This is a genomic window from Cloacibacillus sp., from assembly GCA_036655895.1.
Classification (GTDB): Bacteria; Synergistota; Synergistia; order Synergistales; family Synergistaceae; genus JAVVPF01.
This window is the reverse complement of sequence record JAVVPF010000005.1, coordinates 62,133-83,400: the sequence shown is the minus strand read 5'-3', so window position 1 is coordinate 83,400 and position 21,268 is coordinate 62,133. Positions and strand designations below refer to the sequence as shown.

Here is a 21,268-nt window from a genome sequence, read left to right as displayed (position 1 = left end):
TATCCCCGCGCCTATTACTGCGCCTATCGTCATCGCCGTCCCCTGCGGCCATGTTATGCTTTTTTTAAGCTCTCTTTTTTCTTCCATTGTCAGCAGACCACTTCGTCTTCGGCGCTCCACGGCGGCGAAACGACGCAGAGGAACTCCAGCTTTTCGTCCCTGTCGTTTTCCACATACTGCACCGCCCCGGGCGGTATCACCACGGCGCGCCCCTTTTTCAGCTCCGCCGCCTCGCCGTTCACATAGATAGTGCCGCCGCCGCTTAAGATGAAGTAGACCTCCGTCGACTTTATCAGCCGGTGCGGCCTCGTGCTGTCGTGCGCCATCACCTCGGCATGGGCTAAAGAATAGCTGTCAAACGGCAGCTCCATCTTCGCCGGGTGAAGCACCTCCGCTATGGAACAGCAATCTCCCGCTAAAAAGCGCTTTTCCTTATTGATGTCTTTTATCATTAGTCCGCCGCTCATTTGACGCACCTCTTTCTTGTACAATATGAGGCCGGCACAGCGGCCTCGGAGTTTGAACGCCTCTATTCTATAATGGGGCTGCCCTTCTTGTCTATAAAACATGTGGCGACGCACGACGCACCCGCGGCGCGCAGAGCGAAAAGTGACATAAAGGGCCAAAAGCATGTATAATAACAATAAAATGGCATTGCCAATCGACGCGCCGCCACACAATAAATATTGCTTAAAAAAGGCAAAAGAAACATAATAGCTGCGAGGGGGAATGATCAACATGCTCTTTTATGAAAAGCTTTCTGCGATAAAGCAATTACTCAACGTAACAAACTCCGAGATAGCAAAAGCCTCAGGGCTGGACGCCTCCTGCGTCAGCCGCTGCTCACGCGCAGGCTATGTACCGTCGCGTTTTAGTTCAAGCATAAGGCGCATGGCAAACGGCATAGCAAGCCTGACGGAGGCCCGGGAGGCAAAAGACTCCATAAGAGAGCTATGCGTCGCCTTCAAAAGCGAGAACCTGACCGCAGCGCTCCTAAGATGGCTCAACGCCGATGATTCCGGCCTAAAAAAAGAGCGCGCCGTTGCAGGGGCAAGGAAAAAGGGCGGCGACAAAAAAATAAAACAGGCGGAGTCGGAGCTGATATCCCAAAAATTGGACTACATTATGGAGGTGCTGGGCGCCTCAAATTCATCGCTTGCGCGCTACATCAATGTCGACTCCTCATCCATATCGCGTTACCGCCGCTGTAAGAGAAACACAAACGCAATGGAGCCGACCATTAAAGAGTCATGCCGCTACTTTGCCTTTCTCTGCCGCTCCCAGGGCATACCGGCGGCGCTGGCAGAAGTGGCTGGCATAAAAAAAGAAGAAAGCGCCGACGAAGAGTCCGTGGCGGCCAAGCTTTTTGAATGGTTTTTCAGCGGCAGCAAAGCGCGCCTCGATTCGACACAGCTTTTTTTCAGCCAGATAGAAACTATCGAAGAAACAACGGAAAACGAGACATACCTGGACGCCGAAGCCGCCGGGCCGCCGGCGGAGAGAGTCAGCCTGTCGGAAGAGATGTATTTTGGGCAAAGCGGGATAAGGGCCGCCTTCGCAAAATTCGCGTCAGCCGTCATGAAATGCGACAGACCCGCCGAGCTATGCGTCTATGCCGCCGACTTCAGTTGGTTCGCAAGAGACGCCGCCTTCTGCCGCGAGTGGAGCTCCATCATGCTCGACATCGCGGCAAAGGGACATAAGATAAAGGTGATACACCATCTCGGGCTTGAAATAGAAGAGATGTTCCGCGTCGTAGAGATGTGGATGCCGCTCTATATCACGGGGCGCATATCCCCCTATTACCTGACGCAGCCACACAGGTCGATATTCAGCGAACACATGGGGACGGTGGACGGGCTGTGCTCGCTCCAGTTCTCCTGCCTGAAGGAAAATGAATCAGAGACGGCGGCCTTTTTCTCTGAGGATCCGCTCAAAGCCTCCTACATAAAAAGACAGTTCGACGGCCTGTTTGCATTCTCAAAGCCGCTCATGGAGATATACACCAGGGACGACATCAAAAAATTATACAAAGACGTCGACAAACGAATCAGGCAAAGCGGCGATATAATCAAAGTGATGCCGGCGCTTTCTCTTGAGTCGATGCCGGAGCATCTTGCGAAAAAAATATTTGAAAGGCACGCGGCGTGCGCCAAAGAACGCGCCGCGCTGACAAATTATTACAGAGACAGAAGAGCCGCCTTCATGCGCTCGCTTGCAGAGGTGGAGGTGACAGAGGTATACCCCAAATATACGGAAGAGGAGATCAAAAGCGGAAAGCTCCGCCTTTGCCGCCATTGGCTGGCTGGCGACGAGGAGAGCTATTACACGCCCGAAGAATACCGCCAGCATGTGGAGGCCATCCAGCAGCTCGCAAAAGAGCATGGCAATTATCACTGCATCTCAAAAAGGGATTTCCCCTTTAAAAACATCGACCTCATATCAAAGCAGGGAGAAATCACCTACATCATAAAAAATGACAGGCCCTTCGCCGCCTTTTCATTCCTCAACTCATACATGAACTACGTCATCGAAAGGTATATCGAACGGTTTGTCAAAATAAAAGAAAAATAGAAGCAATGACAGACGGTCCGCAAGGGCATCGGCAAAGCGCCGCGGCGGGGGGTTGTCCGACCCCCCGCCGCGGCGCTTTTGTCACCCTTTTTGTCACCTTTGCCGCGCTTTTTACACGGCCTCTTGATTTATCTTTTTTTCTTCAGAGCGAAGGGCAGTAGCGCGCCCAGCGCAAGGAATCCCAGGCCCGCGTCGCAGCCGCCGCTTGAACTTGGCGTTACGGGACTTTTGACGGGGAGCGCAAGGAACGGAGAGATCACCTGGACATAGACGCCGGTGCTATTTTCGGCGTATTGGCGATCGATCGGCACCCTTATCTTCGTTATCCTCTTCTCACCGGGCAGCAGCGCTCCGAATGAACGCCCCCGCAGAAGCCGCTCGCTTCCGTCTTTCTGTTTGCTTATCACAAGGACCTTGGCGTCGGGCAGAGCGATGTTTCCTGAAATAGCCACCTCCGCCTCGACAAAATGCTTGTCGCCCTCCGTCACCAGCTTCGCCGAGCCTTTGACCAGCTCCGCTTTGAGCGGGGCGCCAGCTCCGCGTTCGCCTGGTTTGGCCGACAGGCTGGTTGATTTCTTACTGAAATATTTGGCTGGGTCAAAGAGGGCGCACGCGACATATCCCCAGTCGTTATCGTCGTGTATCTGAGAACCTGCCGGAGCTACGAGCTTCACGTGCAGATAACCGGTCTTCACACCATCCGTGTTGTTTTGCATGTCAGCGATGTCGGGAGCAGTGTCCCACGTAAACTCGATCTCCTTGAAGAGCTTGCTGGCTTTGTCCCAACCGTCAAGCTCAAAGGGGGTTGTCTCTGCCACTTTTCTTTCGGGCGTCAGCTCGTCTGCGGTATAGCCGGGCGTCCAGTAGAGCTCAGCCTTTACGTCCTTGATACCTTTGAAGCTGTAGTTGTACACCCTCACCTTGATCTTATATTTTTCTCCAACGGCGACGGCTCTGCGATTTACATCCTCGTAGGTGATATACTCGGAGACATCCGAGTAATTATCACATATCGAAAGCCCGCGAAGCGTGCGCGTCTCCTCCGTGCTCCAGTCGGATGATACCGGATCTTTTTTATACTCCCATGCACTGGTATCCAGACGCTTCGGCAGATTGAGCGCCGGGTCGGCCTTCTTCGAGTATGGACCGTCTACGGGATCCCATATCCCCACATATCTATCCGCGAGCTTATCAATAAGGTTGCACTGTAACAGGGCGCCCGTCTCATCTATCAGTGTCCCCGTATTCAGGTCAAAGCGCATGTCATTCAATTCTTGACCTAGGTATACGTTCTGATAGCTGCTCGGCGCACAGTGAGTAACAAACTTGCTGCACTGGGAGAAGTTTGACTGCGAGACGGAGGTATTGCTCCGCCCTCCATCGATGCCAAACGACACCATGGTGTTGAGCGCGCCCTTTCCCGTATATTTATTGACGTTGCCCATTTTAGCCCCTATTCCGCCTTCGGCGCCAAATTTATTCGTAACGCTCGCCACGTCGCTATTGGTTTCGTTGTGCATTATATCTGTTTCAGAGTCGACGTCGGGGTACTTGTCTCCTCCTATCGTTACTATCGCTCCAGGAGCGGCGGTCTGACGCGTCGGATATTTTGGAAGCTCCTTGATGCTTCTTGGATATGAGAAGAGGTTGTAGTTCTGATGCACCGGCTGATACCAGTCGATTTCGCCTCCAATTCCGGTTTTCGGGTCTTTGGAGTCATCGGGGACGCATATCTGCAAAACCAGGTCGCTCGGCTTCTCGGTGACGTCTACGCTTAGGCCGTATTCCTCCCCGCTCACTACCCTTGTCTCATTCCGCCCCTTGCCTTCGACGGGGTAAATGACGGGGTAGCGATAAATTGTCATGACGTCGGGTTTATAGACGATGCAGTCCACGTCCGTGGTGAGGATAGACATGGACATGCTTGTTTGATAGGCGATGTCCTTCGTATTTGATTGCGCCTCAGTAGAGGCTATGCTTCCGCCCGCATTTGCGGAGGCGCCGCCACTCTGCAGCCACTTGCGCACTTTACCGTATCCGTTTTCGGGGGGCGTTGGAAAAGCGCCGCCGCCGTCAATCTTTGCGCCCACGCTCCAGGATAGAGTCTCCGCCTGCGTGTTGCTTGAGACCGTCCCTTCAGTGTCCTTCACATATACGGCCGTACTATAGACACTTCCCAGGTTGCCATCCACCTTCTTTGCCCTCTGCGAGAGCACGTCGATCGTTTGGCCGTCGATGATGTCAAAGTGTTTTGGAGGGGCCTGCAGTTCGACCAGCATCTGTAGGTGGTCGTTAATGGTCACCACCGTAGGCTCGCCCAGGATCATCGTTTCGTGGTCAAGGTCGACGGCCGTTACGCTGACAGGGACGGCCGGGTTGCCGAGTTCGGTTTTGAAACCCGCCTCCGTGCTGAACGCTCCGTTGACGTAGTCCATGACGGCATAGTCTATGCCATTACCGCCCATCTGCGCAATGCCTATCTGTTTCACATTATTCTGCGTGCATTTGTAGTTGCCAAGCGCAAGGTCGTGGTGGCCGCTATTTTCAGATAATACCCAGCCATAGGCTGAATTAGTGTTCAGGTTCAAGGTCTTGCTCCCGGGACCTTCCAATTTTTTGTCCCATTCCTTGAGGCTCACATATAAAACACCGCCTTGTTTGCCAGACCACCCGGGATGAGAATAGACAAGCTCGTCTCTGCCGTTGCCGTCGAAATCGCCGGCCTCCGCGCGAATGACGGAGGTAAGGTCGTTGCTGCGCCAAAGATTAGAGGCCTCATCCCAGAAGTTGAACATCAATTCTATCGTATTGCCGTTCAGCCTGTAGAAATAAAAGCTCAGGTTGTTTCTGTTTTTCTCATCGGGGTCGTGTTTATTTGTACCATTATATTCACCGCGCACGACGACAATCTCGGACCTGCCGTCGCCGTCAAAGTCGCCTACCGTGATATCGGCCCCTTCGGTAGTACGCTCGCTTTTGTTAGAACTATCGGCTATCTTATGGTACGGGTCGCTTTCGCCGTTGAGTTTAAGGGCGCCTCCGCTGCACCTCACCATTGTCAGCCAGAGGGCGTCGCTGCTGGAGTAGACTATAGGGATCTCAAGCGAGGTGCCGTCTTTGTCAAGATCTGCCGCCGCAAACCGCGCCTGCATCGGCATATAGGCGTCGTTTGCCTGATAAGGGTCGATACTGGCCACAACCATGGTACTCTGTGGCGTTGGCTTTGCGTCGGAGGCCGCACAGTCGAAAAGGTTTTTCCCGTCGAACATATCCACATTGATCGTTATGTTGTACATATTGGGCTGCACACAAGGACGAAGGACAAAGAGGTCACTGTAGCCGTCATTGTTCACATCCCTCATCAGAGCGTCAAGACAAGAGCCTGTGAATATATTGCTATCCGCTCCTCCTTTGGGGTGGTAAACAATGTAGGAAGTGGGGACATCAAGTGCCAGCATCTTGCTTATAGTCACTTTATCTTCGTCCACGTAGCTGTAATTTAATGTACAGTTGCCACCCCAACCAAGCAGCACCTCCGCCATGACGGCCGACGGGACTGTGACGCTGGATGGCTCCATTTCGTTGAGAGGGGAGACCTCTACCGTCACAGGGCGCACGCCGGAGACGCCAGCGCGCAGCTGTGCCTCTGGCATCTTATATTCCATGATAGTTTGTTCGGGGCCTCTTTGCACCGGCCTAAGCGCCTCTATCGTGGCGGAATTTTCGCCGCTCTTGGGCAGCGCGCGAAAAGAAAAGTGCGTGGGGGTGATGCCGCCCATCTTCGCATAGCCTATAACCATTTGATTCTTCTTCGCCACGGAGAGGAAGCTGTTTTTGGCGGCATCCGCCCCCGCCTGATATACGCTCGGTTCCATCGTATTAAGAGGGCCGAAGGGCAGACCCCGGATCGTCTCTGCCTGCTCCTGGGGGGTGGGGTCCTTGTCGTCTGCGGTCGCAAACGGCGCCGACCTGTATCCCGCAAAGGCTATAAAAGCTACGATCAGCAGCAAAGATAGGTGGAGCAAATACTTTTGATATCGCCTCATTATAAAACCTCTTTCTTATCTGATGTGCAAACTGAAGCTAAGCATACCTAAAAAACTAATAGGCCGCAACAAAATATGTGCGGCAACAAAAAAATGGCAGTGCCAAAAGCAGCAAAATTCACATGAAGGCAGCGGCGCCGCGCAGACGCAAACGGGAGGCCTTGAGGCCTCCCGTTTGCGTCTATCATATTTTTTGTAAGCTAAAACTCTCTGGGCTGTGCTCCATAATGCGTGTGGAGAAGGTGGTGTGACTTCTCGCCGAGAGGTTTGCCGAGCCATTTTTCGTATAGCGCGACGATGTCGGGGTTCTTGTGCGACTGGCGCAGTTCCTTCGCTTCGTCGACGCTGTAGAGAGCCTTTGTGCGCGCGGCGCGGATTTCCGCGTTGACGGGCTGGGGCTGTCCGCCGCCGCCGATGCATCCGCCGGGGCAGGCCATGACTTCGATGAAGTGATAGTCGGCTTCGCCCGCGCGAACTTTGTCCATGAGGGTCTTTGCGTTTTTCAGCGTATGGGCGACCGCTATTTTCACTGTGACGGTCTCGCCGTTGATGGGAACGTCGACGGAGGCCTCTTTGATGCCTTCCATGCCGCGGACGGGTTCAAAGATGATCCCGGGGATGTCTTTGCCGTCGTTGAGCACGGCGTAGACTGTGCGAAGCGCCGCTTCCATGACGCCGCCGGTCACTCCGAAGATAGCGGCAGCTCCCGTGGACGAGCCAAGCGGGTTGTCGTATTCTTCTTCGGGAAGGTTCTCGAAGTCGATGCCCGCGTTCTTGATCATGCGGCCAAGTTCACGCGTTGTAAGAACTGTGTCGACGTCGGGGATGCCGGGGTTGCTCTGAAGCTGCGGGCGCACACATTCGGCCTTTTTGGCTGTGCATGGCATGATGGATACGCTGTAAACATCTTCCGGCTTAAGTCCCTGGGTCTCTGCGAAATAGGTTTTCGCTACCGCGCCGAACATTCCCTGCGGCGATTTGGCCGTTGAGAGGTGCGGGAGGAGGTCGGGATATTTGATCTCGATGAAGTTGATCCAGCCCGGCGAGCAGGAGGTGATCATGGGCAGGCATCCGCCGTGGAGGACGCGGTCGAGGAACTCGTGTCCCTCTTCCATTATCGTAAGGTCGGCGCTGAAGTCGGTGTCGAATACTTTGTCAAAGCCGAGCCTGCGAAGGGCTGCCACCATTTTGCCGGTGACGACCTGTCCGGGTTCGAGGCCGAGCGCTTCGCCCAGGGCGACGCGTGTGGCGGGAGCCGTCTGTACGACGGTGTATTTTTTCGGGTCGGCGATGGCGGCGAATACTTTTTCGGTGTCGTCGCGCTCGCAGATGGCGGCTGTCGGGCAGACCGCGGCGCACTGTCCGCAGTAGGTGCAGGCGACGCCGTCGAGGCCGCGTCCGAAGGCGGGTTCGACTATCGTTTTGAAGCCGCGGTTGACAAAGGCGTAAACGTCGAGGCCCTGGCGTTCGTGGCACGCTCTGATGCAGCGTCCGCAGAGGATGCACTTATTGGGGTCGCGCACGAGGCTGGGATTGCTCTCGTCTTTTGTGGCTGAGCGTTTGTCGCCTGCATAGGGGACTTCGCGAATGCCGAGGTCGGCCGCCGTACGCTGCAGCTCGCAGTCGTTGTTCTTCTGGCAGAAGAGGCAGTCCTGCGGGTGGTTCGCAAGGAGCAGCTCCATTACCGTTTTGCGCGTCTCGCGCACTTTGGGCGTGTTGGTGTGAACGATCATGCCGTCCGCCACGGGATAGACGCAGGCTGCGCCAAGTCCGCGCGCCTTTTCTATTTCAACGATGCAGACGCGGCACGCGCCCTCTTTAGCCAGCTCTGGGTGGTAGCAGAGCTGAGGAATGCGGATTCCGGCTTTGGCAGCGGCTTCGATCACGGTAAAATCGGATGGCACCTCTACTGTTTTGCCGTCTATAGTAACCTTAACAAGTTCCATATTATTTTTACTCCCCTTCCATTAGCCGAAATTAGCCGCGCACAATCGCCTTGAACGGGCATTTGGTGAAGCATACGCCGCACTTGATGCACTTTGCCTGGTCGATGACGTACTGCTTCTTCGGTTCGCCGGTGATCGCGTTGACAGGGCAATTCTTGGCGCAGATGCCGCAGCCTTTGCAGGCTTCGGTGATCTTGTAGCTGAGAAGATGCTGGCACTGTCCCGCTGGGCACTTCTTGTCTTTGATGTGCGCTTCGTATTCGTCTCTGAAGTAGCGAAGCGTGGAAAGGACCGGGTTCGGAGCCGTCTGGCCGAGTGCGCAGAGCGCGCCGGCTTTGATGGATGAGGCCAGTTTTTCCAGCTTTTCGATGTCGCCTTCTTCGCCCTTGCCGTCCGTTATCTTGGTGAGGATCTCAAGCATGCGCTTCGTTCCCTCGCGGCATGGCGTGCATTTGCCGCAGGATTCGGACTGTGTGAAGGTGAGGAAGAATTTCGCGACGTCTACCATGCAGGTGTCTTCGTCCATTACGACGAGGCCGCCGGAGCCCATCATTGCGCCCGCCGCGATGAGCGAGTCGTAGTCGACGGGGGTGTCGAGCAGTTCTTCCGGCATACATCCGCCGGAGGGGCCGCCTATCTGCACGGCTTTGAATTTCTTGCCGTTCAGGATGCCGCCGCCTATTTCAAAGATGATCTCGCGCATCGAGATGCCCATCGGCACTTCGGCAAGTCCGGTGTTGTTTATCTTTCCGGTAAGCGCGAAGACCTTTGTGCCCTTTGACTTTTCGGTGCCGAGCTTTGCGTATTCTTCGGCGCCGACGCGGAAGATGTAGGGGATGTTCGCGAATGTTTCAACGTTGTTGATGTTTGAAGGCTTGCCCCAGAGTCCCTTTACAGCGGGGAACGGAGGACGCGGACGCGGCATGCCGCGGTTGCCCTCGATGGACTGCATGAGGGCCGTTTCTTCGCCGCAGACAAAGGCTCCCGCTCCCTCTTTGATGTGGAGGGTGCAGCTGAAGTCTGTGCCTAAGATGTTCTGGCCAAGAAGCCCGGCCTCTTCGGCCTGGGCGATCGCCTGCTTCAGACGCTTGATGGCAAGCGGGTATTCAGCGCGGCAGTAGATGTATCCTTCGTCGGCTCCGATGGCGTAGGCGCCGATTATCATGCCTTCCAGGATGGCGTGCGGGTCGCCTTCAAGCAGCGAGCGGTCCATGAACGCGCCGGGGTCGCCCTCGTCAGCGTTGCAGATGATGTATTTCTTCGGGCCCGGTGATTTCTGGCAGAAGCCCCATTTCATGCCTGTGGGGAAGCCGCCGCCGCCGCGGCCGCGAAGGCCGGTCTTTTTCATCTCTTCGACGACCTGCTCGGGCGTCATTGTGAGGAGCACCTTTGCGAGGCCTTCGTAGCCGTCCGCGCCGATGTATTCGTCAAGCGAGTCGGGGTTGATGTGTCCGCAGTTTTTGAGGACGAGACGGTGCTGCTTTTTGTAGAAGGCGATGTCGGCATAATCGGGCACGCTCTTTGCGGTGAGCGGCTCCTTGAAGAGGAGACGGCCAACTACGCGGCCCTTTATGAGATGTTCGTCGACTATTTCGGGAATGTCGGACTCCTGAACGTGCGTGTAGAAGGTGCCTTCAGGATAAATGATTACCAGCGGACCCTGCTCGCAGAATCCCTGGCATCCGGTTTCTACTATTTTTACTTCTTTATCAAGGCCTTTTGCCTTGAGTTCTTCTTCGAGTTTGGCGATAACTTTTTTTGAGCCCGAAGAAACGCATCCTGTGCCGGTGCAGACCAGTACGTGAGCTCTTACGAGAGCCATTAGAATTCCTCCCTTCGACCTATGCTTCTTTGGCGGGGATCTTAGCTACTACCAGATCTTCCACCACTTGCCCGTTGACGAGATGGTCAGCTATGATGCGCGGCACGTCCGTGGGGCTCACGGGGCCGTAGGTGACTCTGTCTTCTCCAGGGCGCACTATGTCGAGAAGAGGCTCTTTCTGGCACATACCGATGCAGCCGGTCTGGAGCACGGCCACGTCATGGATGTTGCGCTTTGCAAGCTCTTCGAGAACGGCGGTCATAATTTGACGGGCTCCGGCCGCTATGCCGCAGGTGCCCATGCCGATGATTATCTGTCTTTCGTTGAGCTTCCTGGCCTCTGTATGTTTCTTTGCTTCATCTTTTATTTTGCGAAGATCTTCAAGACTCTTGATTGCCATTTAGTGTTCCTCCCTTATCTTAAGCGTACTTGCCCAGAATCACATTGACGGATTCCGGCGTAAGCCTTCCGTGCGTCTCGTCATTCACGACGATGCACGGCGCAAGGCCGCAGGCGCCTATGCAGGCGACTGTTTCAAGCGTGAACTTGAGATCCGGGGTCGTTGTTTCTTCTTCTTTGAGGCCTATCTTGTTGCGAATGGCCTCAAGCACCTTCTTGGCTCCGCGGACATGGCAGGCTGTGCCCTGGCACGACCTGATGATGTTTTCTCCGCGCGGTTCAAGATGGAACTGTGCGTAGAAGGTCACCACGCCAAATATCTGGCTGATGGGGACACTCAGTTCTTTGCTGATCTCAATCAGGACCTCTTTCGGCAGATAGCCGAAGATTTCCTGAGCCTGCTGAAGCACGGGAATGACGCTGCCCTTAGTGCCGCGGTATTTGCCTAGGAGCTCTGCAAGCTGCTCCCACTGCTTTTCCGACGCTTTCTCCACCATAAAACGCACCCTCCTTAATTATCTCCCTTTCAGACCCTCCCGCCTGAAAGGGCGCAGATGTAACCACAAAGTTACATATAAATTCGCAAGTCCAAAACTCTTTTGGAGCTTATATCTACCGCGCTTATGCGCGCGATAGAGAGCACTTGCGAAAAAGTACACAAAGCATAACTATTATATCCCCTCATCACAGGTAACTGCAATAAGAATTTCATTTTTTACTGTAGAATGTACAAAACTCATCAAGAATCTGGCAAACATCGTTCCAAATGATTTTAATTATTGGTATATTCCCGTTACTATCGGACATTCACAACGCTCCTATTATCTTTCATTCGGCAAATAATGCAATAGGGGCGCGCGTTTTTACCGATGAATTTGTAAAACAAAAGGAGCGGGCGCTTCATTTAAGGTTATTTTCTTATATAATTAGGCGGTGGGGAGAAATAAATTGTTTTGTAATTGGGGGAGAATGAATAACATGGGAAAGGCTGTCATAAATGGCAAGAGCGTCGAGTTTACAGAGGGAATGACGATCCTTACGGCGGCCCGCGCCGCCGGCATTTATATACCGTCGCTGTGCGACCACCCGGCGCTTGAGGTCTCCGGCGCGTGCCGCATCTGCCTCGTGGAGGTCGAAAATTCGCCGAAGCTGATGGCGGCCTGTTCTACGCCGATAACGGAAGGCATGGTCATCCGGTCGGAGAGCGAAAAGGCCGTCGAAACGAGGCGCGGCGTCGTGGAGCTTATGCTGCTGCGCCATCCGCTTGAATGTTTTTCGTGCACGTCAAACGGGCGCTGCGCTTTGCAGGACGCAGCCTACGAGCTAGGCGTGGAAAGCTCCGGCTTTGCGGAACATCCCGCGGCGCGCGTGCATAATATAGAAGACGAAAATCCGTTTTTCATACGCGACACTGACAAGTGCGTGCTGTGCGGGCGCTGCATCCGCGTCTGCGACAGGGGCGCGCAGTACCGCTCGATAGATTTTCTGGGGCGCGGCATCGGCACCTCGGTACAGGGGCCGGGGGACTTCGGTCTGGAGGAGTCTGACTGCAAGTTCTGCGGCCAGTGCGTGGCGATTTGCCCCGTCGGGGCGCTTGCGGACAAGCCCGCAATGTGCGGCGGCCGCTCGTGGGAGCTGGAACGCGTGCGCACGGTATGCCCATACTGCGGCGTCGGCTGCGAGCTGATAGCCGAGGTGAACAAGAAAACGGGACGCCTTGCGAACGTCACTACCGACCACGCCAACTTTGATTCTGTAAACAAGGGGCGAAGCTGCGTAAAGGGGCGCTATGCCTGGGGCTTCGTAAATTCCACAGAACGCCTGACCACGCCGCTCGTCAAAGAAAACGGCCTCTTTCGCGAGGCTTCGTGGGACGAGGCGCTTGACCTCACGGCGCGCGGCCTTGCGCGCAACAGAGGGAGCGTTGGCTTTTTCGCCTCGGCGCGCTGCACCAACGAGGACAACTATCTGATGCAGCGTTTCGCGCGCGAGGTGATGGGCACCAACAACGTCGACCACTGCGCGCACCTCTGACACTCCGCCACTGTTGCGGGCCTCGGTGAGGCCTTCGGAAGCGGAGCTATGACAAACGACTTTGAATCTATAAAATCTGCCGACGCCATCATGGTCATTGGGTCAAACACGACGGAGACGCACCCCGTCATCGGGGCGATGATAAAGGAGCGCGTGCGCCAGGGCGCGGCGCTCATCGTCTGCGACCCGCGGAACATCGAACTTGCCACGATAGCCACGGTGGCGGTGCACCAGCGCTGCGGCACGGATACGGCGCTGCTTAACGCGATGATGAACGTCATTATTGAAGAGGGGCTTTTAGACGAAAAATTTATAGCAGAACGCTCGGAGGGCTTTGAGGCGCTTCAAGCTGTGACGGCAAAATACACGCCTGAGGCCGCCGCTGAGATAACGGGCGTGCCCGCGGAGACGATACGGAACGCGGCGCGCGCCTACGGAAAAGCGCCGAACGCCGCCATCTTCTACACGATGGGCATAACGCAGCACACAAGCGGCACAAACAACGTAAGGTGCCTCTGCGACCTTGCCATGCTCTGCGGCAATCTGGGACGCCCCGGCACGGGAGTGAACCCGCTGCGCGGCCAGGGCAACGTGCAGGGCGCCTGCGACATGGGATGCCTGCCGCTGACACTGCCCGGATACATCAAAGCCTCATCTCCCGAGGGCGCGCAGAAGGTGCGCGAGGTGTGGGGCTGCGAGCTGCCGCAGAAACAGGGGCTTTCCGTAGCTCCGATGATGGAGGCGGCGGCGCACGGCGAACTGCGCGCGCTCTTCATCATGGGGGAAAACCCGGCAGTGACGGACGCGGACGCAAAACACACGGAGGCGGCGCTTGCCGCGCTTGACTTCCTCGTAGTGCAGGACATCTTCCTGACGGAGACGGCGGCCCTTGCGGACGTTGTGCTGCCCGCCGCCTGCTGGCCAGAAAAACGCGGCACCTGCACCAACACGATACGCGCGGCGCAGCTTCTGAGAAAGGCCTGCGACGCGCCCGGCGAGGCGCGCGACGACTGGCGCACCTTCGTAGAGCTGGCGCGCCGGCTTGGATACGACTGGAAATACGAAAGCCCCGAGGAAATCTTTGAGGAGATAAGACGGTTCGTCCCCGCCTACGCTGGAATGAACTACGCGCGGCTTGAAAAGGGCTTTATACAGTGGCCGTGCCCCGATGAATCCCACCCGGGCACGCCGATACTGCACACGGAGAGGTTCGCCCGTCCCGGCGGGAAAACTCTGTTTCTGCCCTGCGAATGGGAGCGCCCGCACGAATGGCCCGATGCGGAATATCCTTTCATTGCCTCCACCGGACGCACGCTCTTCCATTATCATTCAGGCTCGATGACGCGCCGAAGCGCGGCGGCGCTTAAGCAAAACGAACTCTATATAGAGATAAACCCGGCGGACGCGGCAGAGCTGGGCGCAGAAGAGGGCGACTTCATCACAGCGGAGTCAAGGCGCGGCGCAGTCACTGGGCGCGCCTCCGTGACGCGCAAAGTGCCGGAGGGCATGGTATTCATACCGTTCCACTTCGCGGAGTCGCCGACCAACCAGATAACGGCGGCGGCGCTTGACCCAACCTCAGAGACTCCGGCCTTTAAGGTCAACAGCGTGAAACTGAGAAAGGGAAAATGACCGGAAGATTCGCCGACGCCTCGCTGCTTTTGCTTGCAGGAGGCGCGGGAAGCAGAATGGGCGGCCGAAACAAACTCTTTTTGAAGACGGGCGGCCTATACCTTGCGGAGCTTGTGCTGGAACGCACCGCTTCGCTATTTTCCGAAACGCTGCTGCTTGCCGCGCCCGGCGAGGCGGAGCTTGCGGCGGAGGTGCTTTCCGCGCTCTCTGCAAAATTTGATTTTCGCGTGGTAGAGGACAGGGCAGCCGGCAGAGGCCCGCTTGAGGGCCTCTGCCGCGGGCTTTCTGAGATGCGCGGCGAATGGGGCTTTCTCTGCGGCTGCGACATGCCGGCCATTGAACCGGCGGCTGTGGCGGTCATGGCGGCAAACCGCACGCCCGGAAGTCAGGTCGTAGCGGCCGAAGTAAACGGCTACATAGAGCCACTGCACGCCTTTTATCACAGGTCATGCCTGCCGCTTGCGGAGGCCGGGCTGCATTGTGGCGATAAAAAGATAAAATGTTTCTACGCTGAAGCGGCGCTCAAAAAGGTGAGCGAAGAGGCGCTTTACGCCGCCTGCCAAAACTTCCGCCGCTCCTTTTTAAACATAAACAGGCCGGACGAACTTGCCCGTTTTGAAAAAACCCGCGCACAATCTGTTTCCGTCATTGCGCCGACGGCGCAGACCCCGCCTCCTTGAGATAGCCCGCTCTTGCCTGCGCCGCCGGCAAAAACGGCTTCTATTGGGCAGGCACTACAGCCATCGCACTTACGGCGGGTCTTGGAGCAGCCAGCGCCTGACGGAAAGGCCTTTTGCGGCGGCCTCTCTTTGCGGCGCGGCAGGCTGTCGCTTCGACATCGGCGCGTTGCGCGCCGCCTGCGTTTGTGGCAAGATATATAGACAGCTTTTTAGAAAATTGAAAAATGACAGAGGAACGGGGCTTTTCAATGCGTCAAAAACTTCAGGAAAATACGGCGGCATCTGCGCGCGCGTGCTGCGCTTTTGATTACGCAAGTATATTGTGCGCCGTCATAATATGGGGCGGCAGCTTCGCCGCCACGAAATACGCGCTGGCCGAGGCCTCTCCCTCCCTCATCCTATTTTTGCGCTTCGTATTCGCAGTGCCGGTGCTCGCCGTCGGCTGCTGGTACGAAGGCAGTCTGCGCCTGCCCACAAAATATGAATTTATGGTGCTCGCCTTCATAGGCTTTCAGGGCATATTCTTCCATCAGGGCATACAGGCCTTCGGGATGCAGACGGCGGGCGCGGGCAACTCAAACTGGATGATGGTAGCCTCCCCCGCGATGGTGGCGCTGCTTGGCTGGCTCTTCTTAAAGGAAAAACTCTCGCTCACCGGAGCTGCCGGAATCGTCATATCAACAGCCGGAGTGCTCTTGGTGCTTGCCATGGGAACGGTGAAGGAAACGGCGGAGACCGGCTCCTTTGGCACGATCGGCGACTACGTGATGCTCTTTTCCGTGCTCAACTGGGCCGTCTTTTTAGTGCTCTCGCGCAAATACCTGCGCGCCGAAATAACGCCCGCCTTCGCCATCTTCTGGGAGATGAACTTCGCTCTGCTCTACGCCGCCGTCACCACATTCGCGGCAGGCACGGACTTTTCCGTCACAGCGCACATATCCTGGCAGACATGGGCCTCGCTCATGTTCCTTGGCGCCCTCTCCTCCGGCTTCGCCTACCTGCTGTGGTACAGAGCGCTGTCGGCAATGCCAGTAGCCCGCCTGATAGTCTTCCAGTTCCTCCAGCCCGTGGCCGGCATGATAATCTCCTACCTGCTGATAGGAGAACGCTACACCCCCTGGCTCGCGCTGGGAGCCGCCCTGATAATGAGCGGCATTTGGCTGGTGAATAGGAGGGGGAATTAAAACCCCACCCGATACCGCAAAGACTGCCTATAAAAATCTCTCGTCCGCGCTTTCGCCGTTAAAGGCCAAAGCGCGGATTTTTCTTGTCCCCTCGCGGGGGTGAGTTGAAATCCAACATTTGATAAATATAGATATATCCGCAAAAGTTTTCGTCCCCTCGCGGGGGTGAGTTGAAATCTTACGGCCGGGAGCGCTGTTTTCAACGGGGTGGTTTTCGTCCCCTCGCGGGGGTGAGGTGAAATAAAACCATATTTAGCGACAAACCGCCTTGTAACGTTTTCGTCCCCTCGCGGGGGTGAGGTGAAATTTTGCGGCGTCCTCTTTCGCCTTTGCCTCATGGAGTTTTCGTCCCCTCGCGGGGGTGAGTTGAAATTTTGTTGCGACGCGCACCTTGCACGGCGCGCAGGTTTTCGTCCCCTCGCGGGGGTGAGTTGAAATCTTGTTTGTCGCAAAACTAACATACCAGCGAGGAGGTTTTCGTCCCCTCGCGGGGGTGAGTTGAAATTGTGCGTTGCTGGCGTGTGGCAAAAGTCGGACTAGTTTTCGTCCCCTCGCGGGGGTGAGTTGAAATCTCCAACGCACGGGCCTCGTTGGGGCTCATAAAGCGTTTTCGTCCCCTCGCGGGGGTGAGTTGAAATCGGTTTGCGAAAGAAAATCATCGTGTGTGTAACAGTTTTCGTCCCCTCGCGGGGGTGAGTTGAAATGCAGGATGAGACATCACCGCTGGGATACGCCATGGTTTTCGTCCCCTCGCGGGGGTGAGTTGAAATATTATCTTATTTATTTACAGAAATAGCCTGCGTTTTTACCTTGCTTTCCGCGAACTTCCATTTTTCATGGTCCAAAAGCGTCGTCTTAAATGGAAAAGCGCGATTTTCTCTTGCAGTGCGTACATCGCGAACCTCGCAGCAAAATTTTGCGCCTGTTTATTATATCATTTTGAAGATTCTTTTACGCTCAAGCCGCCCATTCCCAGCGTCGTCTTTATTCCCACGCCGCGGAGCGTCCCAAGTGAAAGAAAGGCCCTTAGAAGCTGAAGCATCGGAGCGGAGAGACGCGCATTGAGCGTGACCGTCCCAAGGAAGGCCGGGATCTTGTTGCCTTTTAGAGGGTAGTAATAACTTTTCAAATTATAGCTTGTTATTTTAACGCCAGCCTCCAGCATTGACATTGCGTCTTCGTCGTCCATTGAATTGTCCTCAAAAATATAGTTCCACGAAAGAGCCGCACTGTGAATTATATGTCTTACCGTGGGAAAGATTTGATATTCTCCGGCGCTTCTGTATGACGACGGGGATAAAAAACGAAGGCAGAATCGGGAGGCGTCGCGGTTTGTCCCGGGGATATCAAGAAGCTCGGAGATGTTTTTTATTTCTACCGTTTTGCGCTCTCGGACGCAGAGCCGCATCTCCTTTGATTTGAGCAAAAATTCCCCTCTATTTTCCAGCAGCGACGCAAGTTCCGGCTGCGGCTCTTTGAGCAGCGTCACCTTCCATAGGGCGCTTTTTCCTCTCTCTTCCGGTATGAGGTATTGGGAAAGAACGGGCCTTTCTTCGTCGTGTAGGCTTTGAGCCGCATCGGAAGTTAGCATTTCAAGCAGCATTCCGTAAAGAGGATACCCGTCCTCAAAGGAAAGCGGCGCTTTGCCGCTTTCCTGACGCAGGGCGAGTATGTATTCTTTGATCATTTCAGGCGCGCTCCTTTATTTCCGTCATCTCCACGCGGCAGAGCCCCATTTGGCCTTTTACGATTCTTCCGCCTTCGTGCTCTTGGTATTCTGTATATTTCAGCGTATGAGGAGATATGCCTCTGTCCCGATCTTGGTCATGTTTGTGCTTGCTGTAGCGGGAGTGCATGATGGAAGCTGTTGTTTCTAGCGCCCTTTCAAAGTCTCTTCCCGGATAGAGGATATTTTTACTGAAGTATCCGCTGCCGCCGCCAAGGAATATGCAGTTGGTAAAGTCGTTTTCCGCCGCTTCTTTTGGCGTTTTGAATTTTTCCACGTATGTCTTGCGGTAGTAGTGACCAAACTCTTCTATGGCCTTTTTGATGTATTCCGCGTTTAATGAACCGGCCTCTGGTTTGAGCGTGAGGATGAGTTCCGCCTGCGCGCCGGGGCGCAGAGATTCGCGCGCTATATTGAGCCTGCCCTCATCGCCTCCGGTGGAGAGGTCTACTTTCCTGCAAAGCAAAAGCGCCGTGTGGTCAAGCGGCGCGCTGTCGGAAATGGCAACGGCGGACATGACGCTGTTTAGCGCGTTTGCCCCGTCGTTTGTACGCTTCAGCGTATGGAGATATTTTTCTTCTATTTTGGCGGCGGCCTTTGTATCCGCCACTATCTGCGGCAGGGGGGCATTGACGGCCGAATCTCGGAGCATTTTTGTAAGGAGGATAGTTCGCAGCGCGCCTTTAAAAGAGCTTCCGGGGATGTATGGGCGGCCGTCTGCGTTTTTTATGAAGGTTTTTATTTCCATCAGCACCCCCTTCTTCTTGATAGCCACACCCGCGTCAACGGTGTATGTGATAAGTCCGGGAATGTTTTCCGGCCTTATGCGCATTTCGTCAAAAAACTTTGAAAGGTAGCAATCTGTCCTGTTTGAGAGCATGAAGCTCTCAAACGCCTGGGTTTTGTTTTTCGCTACTATCCACCCCAGCAGCGCCTCCTGATTTATGACGGATATTTTCCGCGTCCTGTTGTCGTAAAGGTATTCATTTTTGTAGTAGCTCTGCCCTGAGCCGATGAAGAGAGGGGAGGCGGCCGTCAGTGTTATTTTGTAGTTTTTAGGCGCGTTCATTGATAGTCCACCCCCAGAAAGATGGGCTTGGAGTAGCGGTAAACAGGGTGCGCCCCTCCGCTTGCCACATTGTAGAGAGAGCCCTTGTATTTGCGGCGAAAGAGCGAGCCGGCGCCGAGAAAATATTGCGTATCTTTTTTACGTGCCGCTCCGTATTCTTCGGAGGTTACGAAACCGCCGCGCCGCCTTACGGTGGTGAGAGCGCCAGTTAGAGCCTCCTCCAACTCACCGTCGGTCGGCAAGGAGGTTGTGAGGCTCAGATAGGAGGCCGCGTTTTCCGCAGACAGCATACGCCAGAGCGCCGTCGTCTGTGCATCAACAGCCTCGTTTACGTTTTCCATTTCTATTTCGTCGCCCAGGATTTTAAATTTGCCGTATCCGGAGCTTACTTTGCCGCCTATTCCTCCAGCTCCTAAAAGGCGCAGCAGGCGCTTTATTTTTGTCAGTATTTCTTGATTTTCAGACAGGACGATCCCGTAGAGGCCGCATTTCGCGTTGAATACTGTGGCTGCCACGCAGTAAGGGCTGCTTTCCTCCCGCCCTTTTAAGGAAACTTTTTCTATGCTTTCGGCCGACGCAAAATCTTTGAATATGCCGTCAATTTCGAAGGCCGCTTTGCCCCGCATTGAACTTGCATAGTCATCGAGTTTCAGAATGGGGATGTATTCAAGGCTTTTCATAACTTTCTTTTTGTCAGCCGCAAGCGTTTCACTGAACGCCGCAGGGAGCATGGCCGGCTTTGGAATATAGAGCTCCTCTCCGTGATACGGAAAAAGGTCGCTGAAGAGCGCCTCTCCCTCTTTCGCGGCGGCGCACAGCTCCGATGCGGCCTCCGGCCCACCGTCTACGGCGGCCTGTGAACAAAGCGCGGAGAAGAGCGTGTCCGCGCATATTGAGGCGCTGGAGCTGTCCAGTGATTTTGCGCTTTCTCCCGCGCCGCAGTGCAGAGGCGTCCGGAATGAGAGCTTATAAAGATAGCAGTTCATAATCCTCTATTTCCTTGAAGAATGCTCTTATTGGCTCAAGCTCTTCGTTCTTGAGGCTGCTTTCCACTAAAGAGAAGTTTATTTTTTTAAAGCTGACGCGGCCGCTCCCGCGGCTTCCATGGCCGCCAAGGTAGTCTATCTGTAAAAGGCGCATGGCGGTCGCTAGATTTTTCATGTCCTCTTCGAGTTCCTGCGGGCTCTCGGGCAGGTCGTAGGTGATGACTACGGAAAATTCTACGCCGCTTATGACGCGCTCTATTTGGCGAGGGTTAGGTGCGCATGTAATGCGGTCAAGCGAATTTTCATACTTGACCTCGCGCAGCCCCACCGCCGCCAGCTCGACTGCGTTTGCAACGAAAGAATCCGCAAACTGCAGTCTGGACCTAATTACCTTGGGCTCGCTCGCTCCAAAAAGCCTTTTGATTTCATCGCAGTCTTTGTTAGGCTCCGCGGCTTTTTGGCTGCCTTGCATCTGGGCGGCAAGCAGCGTGCGCAGTTTTCCTTTTAGACTGCTTCCAGGGATTATCGGCTTGCCGGTGCGCGGGTCTTCCGCCACGGGTTTGTTTACCGCGCCGATGGGAGAGAAGGCGTCGTTTCCGCCGATATGCAGACCTGTCAGCACTTTAAGCGTGGTGTTTATTTTTATTTTTCCATTCATTATTTGCCAGCCTCCTTCTAGTTTTCTCCGCCAAGATATCTATGCCACGCAACAAGCGCTTCCATATATTCGGCAAATTTTAAAAACTCTGCCCTGTTCTGTATTCCTTTTATATAATTGAGCAGCTTGGCTTTTTCTACAAACTTTTTGACGTCGGAGTCCCGTCCCGCGTCGTAGGCTATGCGTACACGGGCCATTTGCAGTCTCTGGACGTTTTGCGGCTTCAATTCAGCGTTTTTGTTGAGCCGCTCATCGTTTAGGATCTCTGTTATAAGGGTGAGCATCTTTCTGATTTTTGTGACGGTGATGTCAAATTTTGTCCTGCCGCCTGTTAAATTCATTAAGGAAAGCATCACCTCTTCCGCCTTGTCTACATAGTCGGACGGCAGTTTTTCCGCCGCAATCGGCTGTGCGGACGGCTGCTGCTGCGCGCCTGTTCGCTGAGCGCCCGATGTGTGTGGTTGCTGCTGAGACTCGGAATTGTTTCTGTTGCATACATGATCAGGCATTGA

General features: G+C 55.0%; 15 protein-coding genes and 1 CRISPR repeat array. Of the genes, 4 read left to right on the top strand and 11 right to left on the bottom strand.

Features of this window, described 5'->3' with window-relative positions; all coding sequences use genetic code 11:
• Positions 1-89: 89 nt before the first annotated feature.
• On the bottom strand, positions 90-467 hold the full coding sequence (locus RRY12_03055) for a cupin domain-containing protein (protein MEG2183634.1): 378 nt from the start codon (positions 465-467) through the stop codon (positions 90-92).
• 271 nt (positions 468-738) lie between these two features.
• On the opposite strand from RRY12_03055, the gene RRY12_03050 reads away from it, so the two are divergent.
• Positions 739-2,574 (top strand): hypothetical protein, encoded by a 1,836-nt coding sequence (locus tag RRY12_03050; protein ID MEG2183633.1) that lies wholly within the window; start codon positions 739-741, stop codon positions 2,572-2,574.
• Between the two features lie 128 nt (positions 2,575-2,702).
• Here the strand turns inward: RRY12_03050 and RRY12_03045 are convergent, their stop codons facing one another.
• The 5 genes from RRY12_03045 to nuoE all read right to left on the bottom strand — a co-directional run bounded on the left by RRY12_03045 (position 2,703) and on the right by nuoE (position 11,284).
• The gene (locus tag RRY12_03045) at positions 2,703-6,620 is read right to left on the bottom strand and encodes an FG-GAP-like repeat-containing protein (protein MEG2183632.1); all 3,918 of its coding nucleotides are present in this window, start codon (positions 6,618-6,620) and stop codon (positions 2,703-2,705) included.
• A 200-nt stretch (positions 6,621-6,820) separates the two neighbouring features.
• The gene (locus RRY12_03040) at positions 6,821-8,566 is read right to left on the bottom strand and encodes an NADH-dependent [FeFe] hydrogenase, group A6 (protein MEG2183631.1); all 1,746 of its coding nucleotides are present in this window, start codon (positions 8,564-8,566) and stop codon (positions 6,821-6,823) included.
• 31 nt (positions 8,567-8,597) lie between these two features.
• Positions 8,598-10,388 carry an NADH-quinone oxidoreductase subunit NuoF gene (gene nuoF / locus RRY12_03035; GenBank protein ID MEG2183630.1) on the bottom strand — a complete coding sequence of 597 codons (1,791 nt, stop codon included), beginning with the start codon at positions 10,386-10,388 and terminating at the stop codon, positions 8,598-8,600.
• Between the two features lie 19 nt (positions 10,389-10,407).
• Entirely contained in the window at positions 10,408-10,788 is a 381-nt protein-coding gene (locus RRY12_03030; GenBank protein MEG2183629.1) for a (2Fe-2S) ferredoxin domain-containing protein, read from the bottom strand.
• A gap of 19 nt (positions 10,789-10,807) precedes the next feature.
• Complete coding sequence (nuoE, locus tag RRY12_03025; GenBank protein MEG2183628.1) at positions 10,808-11,284, bottom strand: NADH-quinone oxidoreductase subunit NuoE; 477 nt, start codon at positions 11,282-11,284, stop codon at positions 10,808-10,810.
• A gap of 472 nt (positions 11,285-11,756) precedes the next feature.
• Here nuoE and fdhF point away from each other — a divergent pair, with 472 nt between their 5' ends.
• The 3 genes from fdhF (at position 11,757) to RRY12_03010 (ending at position 16,317) form a co-directional block, all read left to right on the top strand.
• A complete protein-coding gene (gene fdhF / locus RRY12_03020) occupies positions 11,757-14,453 on the top strand; it encodes a formate dehydrogenase subunit alpha (GenBank protein MEG2183627.1) in 2,697 nt (898 codons plus the stop codon).
• On the top strand, positions 14,450-15,133 hold the full coding sequence (locus tag RRY12_03015) for a molybdenum cofactor guanylyltransferase (protein ID MEG2183626.1): 684 nt from the start codon (positions 14,450-14,452) through the stop codon (positions 15,131-15,133). Before fdhF ends, RRY12_03015 begins: the two co-directional genes overlap by 4 nt.
• A gap of 248 nt (positions 15,134-15,381) precedes the next feature.
• Positions 15,382-16,317 carry a DMT family transporter gene (locus tag RRY12_03010; protein MEG2183625.1) on the top strand — a complete coding sequence of 312 codons (936 nt, stop codon included), beginning with the start codon at positions 15,382-15,384 and terminating at the stop codon, positions 16,315-16,317.
• Between the two features lie 79 nt (positions 16,318-16,396).
• Positions 16,397-17,087: direct repeats of the CRISPR family, unit length 32 nt; unit sequence GTTTTCGTCCCCTCGCGGGGGTGAGTTGAAAT.
• Positions 17,088-17,251: 164 nt separating this feature from the next.
• Here the strand turns inward: RRY12_03010 and cas6 are convergent.
• From cas6 to csm2, 5 genes are read right to left on the bottom strand one after another with little or no spacing between them, the layout of a single operon-like run.
• Positions 17,252-18,004 carry a CRISPR system precrRNA processing endoribonuclease RAMP protein Cas6 gene (gene cas6, locus RRY12_03005; protein ID MEG2183624.1) on the bottom strand — a complete coding sequence of 251 codons (753 nt, stop codon included), beginning with the start codon at positions 18,002-18,004 and terminating at the stop codon, positions 17,252-17,254.
• 1 nt (position 18,005) lies between these two features.
• Positions 18,006-19,112, bottom strand: a complete 1,107-nt coding sequence (csm5, locus tag RRY12_03000) for a type III-A CRISPR-associated RAMP protein Csm5 (protein ID MEG2183623.1) — start codon at positions 19,110-19,112, stop codon at positions 18,006-18,008.
• Entirely contained in the window at positions 19,109-20,098 is a 990-nt protein-coding gene (csm4, locus tag RRY12_02995) for a type III-A CRISPR-associated RAMP protein Csm4 (GenBank protein ID MEG2183622.1), read from the bottom strand. Before csm4 ends, csm5 begins: the two co-directional genes overlap by 4 nt.
• Positions 20,079-20,756 carry a type III-A CRISPR-associated RAMP protein Csm3 gene (csm3, locus tag RRY12_02990; GenBank protein MEG2183621.1) on the bottom strand — a complete coding sequence of 226 codons (678 nt, stop codon included), beginning with the start codon at positions 20,754-20,756 and terminating at the stop codon, positions 20,079-20,081. Before csm3 ends, csm4 begins: the two co-directional genes overlap by 20 nt.
• Positions 20,757-20,773: 17 nt before the next feature.
• Positions 20,774-21,265, bottom strand: a complete 492-nt coding sequence (csm2, locus tag RRY12_02985) for a type III-A CRISPR-associated protein Csm2 (protein ID MEG2183620.1) — start codon at positions 21,263-21,265, stop codon at positions 20,774-20,776.
• Positions 21,266-21,268 lie beyond the last annotated feature (3 nt).

Excerpts from the sequence above, each read along its gene's own strand:
- RRY12_03055 (MEG2183634.1), bottom strand. The coding sequence starts at position 467 with ATGAGCGGCGGACTAATGATAAAAGACATCAATAAGGAAAAGCGCTTT.
- RRY12_03050 (MEG2183633.1), top strand. The coding sequence starts at position 739 with ATGCTCTTTTATGAAAAGCTTTCTGCGATAAAGCAATTACTCAACGTA.
- RRY12_03045 (MEG2183632.1), bottom strand. The coding sequence starts at position 6,620 with ATGAGGCGATATCAAAAGTATTTGCTCCACCTATCTTTGCTGCTGATC.
- RRY12_03040 (MEG2183631.1), bottom strand. The coding sequence starts at position 8,566 with ATGGAACTTGTTAAGGTTACTATAGACGGCAAAACAGTAGAGGTGCCA.
- nuoF (MEG2183630.1), bottom strand. The coding sequence starts at position 10,388 with ATGGCTCTCGTAAGAGCTCACGTACTGGTCTGCACCGGCACAGGATGC.
- RRY12_03030 (MEG2183629.1), bottom strand. The coding sequence starts at position 10,788 with ATGGCAATCAAGAGTCTTGAAGATCTTCGCAAAATAAAAGATGAAGCA.
- nuoE (MEG2183628.1), bottom strand. The coding sequence starts at position 11,284 with ATGGTGGAGAAAGCGTCGGAAAAGCAGTGGGAGCAGCTTGCAGAGCTC.
- RRY12_03015 (MEG2183626.1), top strand. The coding sequence starts at position 14,450 with ATGACCGGAAGATTCGCCGACGCCTCGCTGCTTTTGCTTGCAGGAGGC.
- RRY12_03010 (MEG2183625.1), top strand. The coding sequence starts at position 15,382 with ATGCGTCAAAAACTTCAGGAAAATACGGCGGCATCTGCGCGCGCGTGC.
- cas6 (MEG2183624.1), bottom strand. The coding sequence starts at position 18,004 with ATGATCAAAGAATACATACTCGCCCTGCGTCAGGAAAGCGGCAAAGCG.
- csm5 (MEG2183623.1), bottom strand. The coding sequence starts at position 19,112 with ATGAACGCGCCTAAAAACTACAAAATAACACTGACGGCCGCCTCCCCT.
- csm4 (MEG2183622.1), bottom strand. The coding sequence starts at position 20,098 with ATGAACTGCTATCTTTATAAGCTCTCATTCCGGACGCCTCTGCACTGC.
- csm3 (MEG2183621.1), bottom strand. The coding sequence starts at position 20,756 with ATGAATGGAAAAATAAAAATAAACACCACGCTTAAAGTGCTGACAGGT.
- csm2 (MEG2183620.1), bottom strand. The coding sequence starts at position 21,265 with ATGCCTGATCATGTATGCAACAGAAACAATTCCGAGTCTCAGCAGCAA.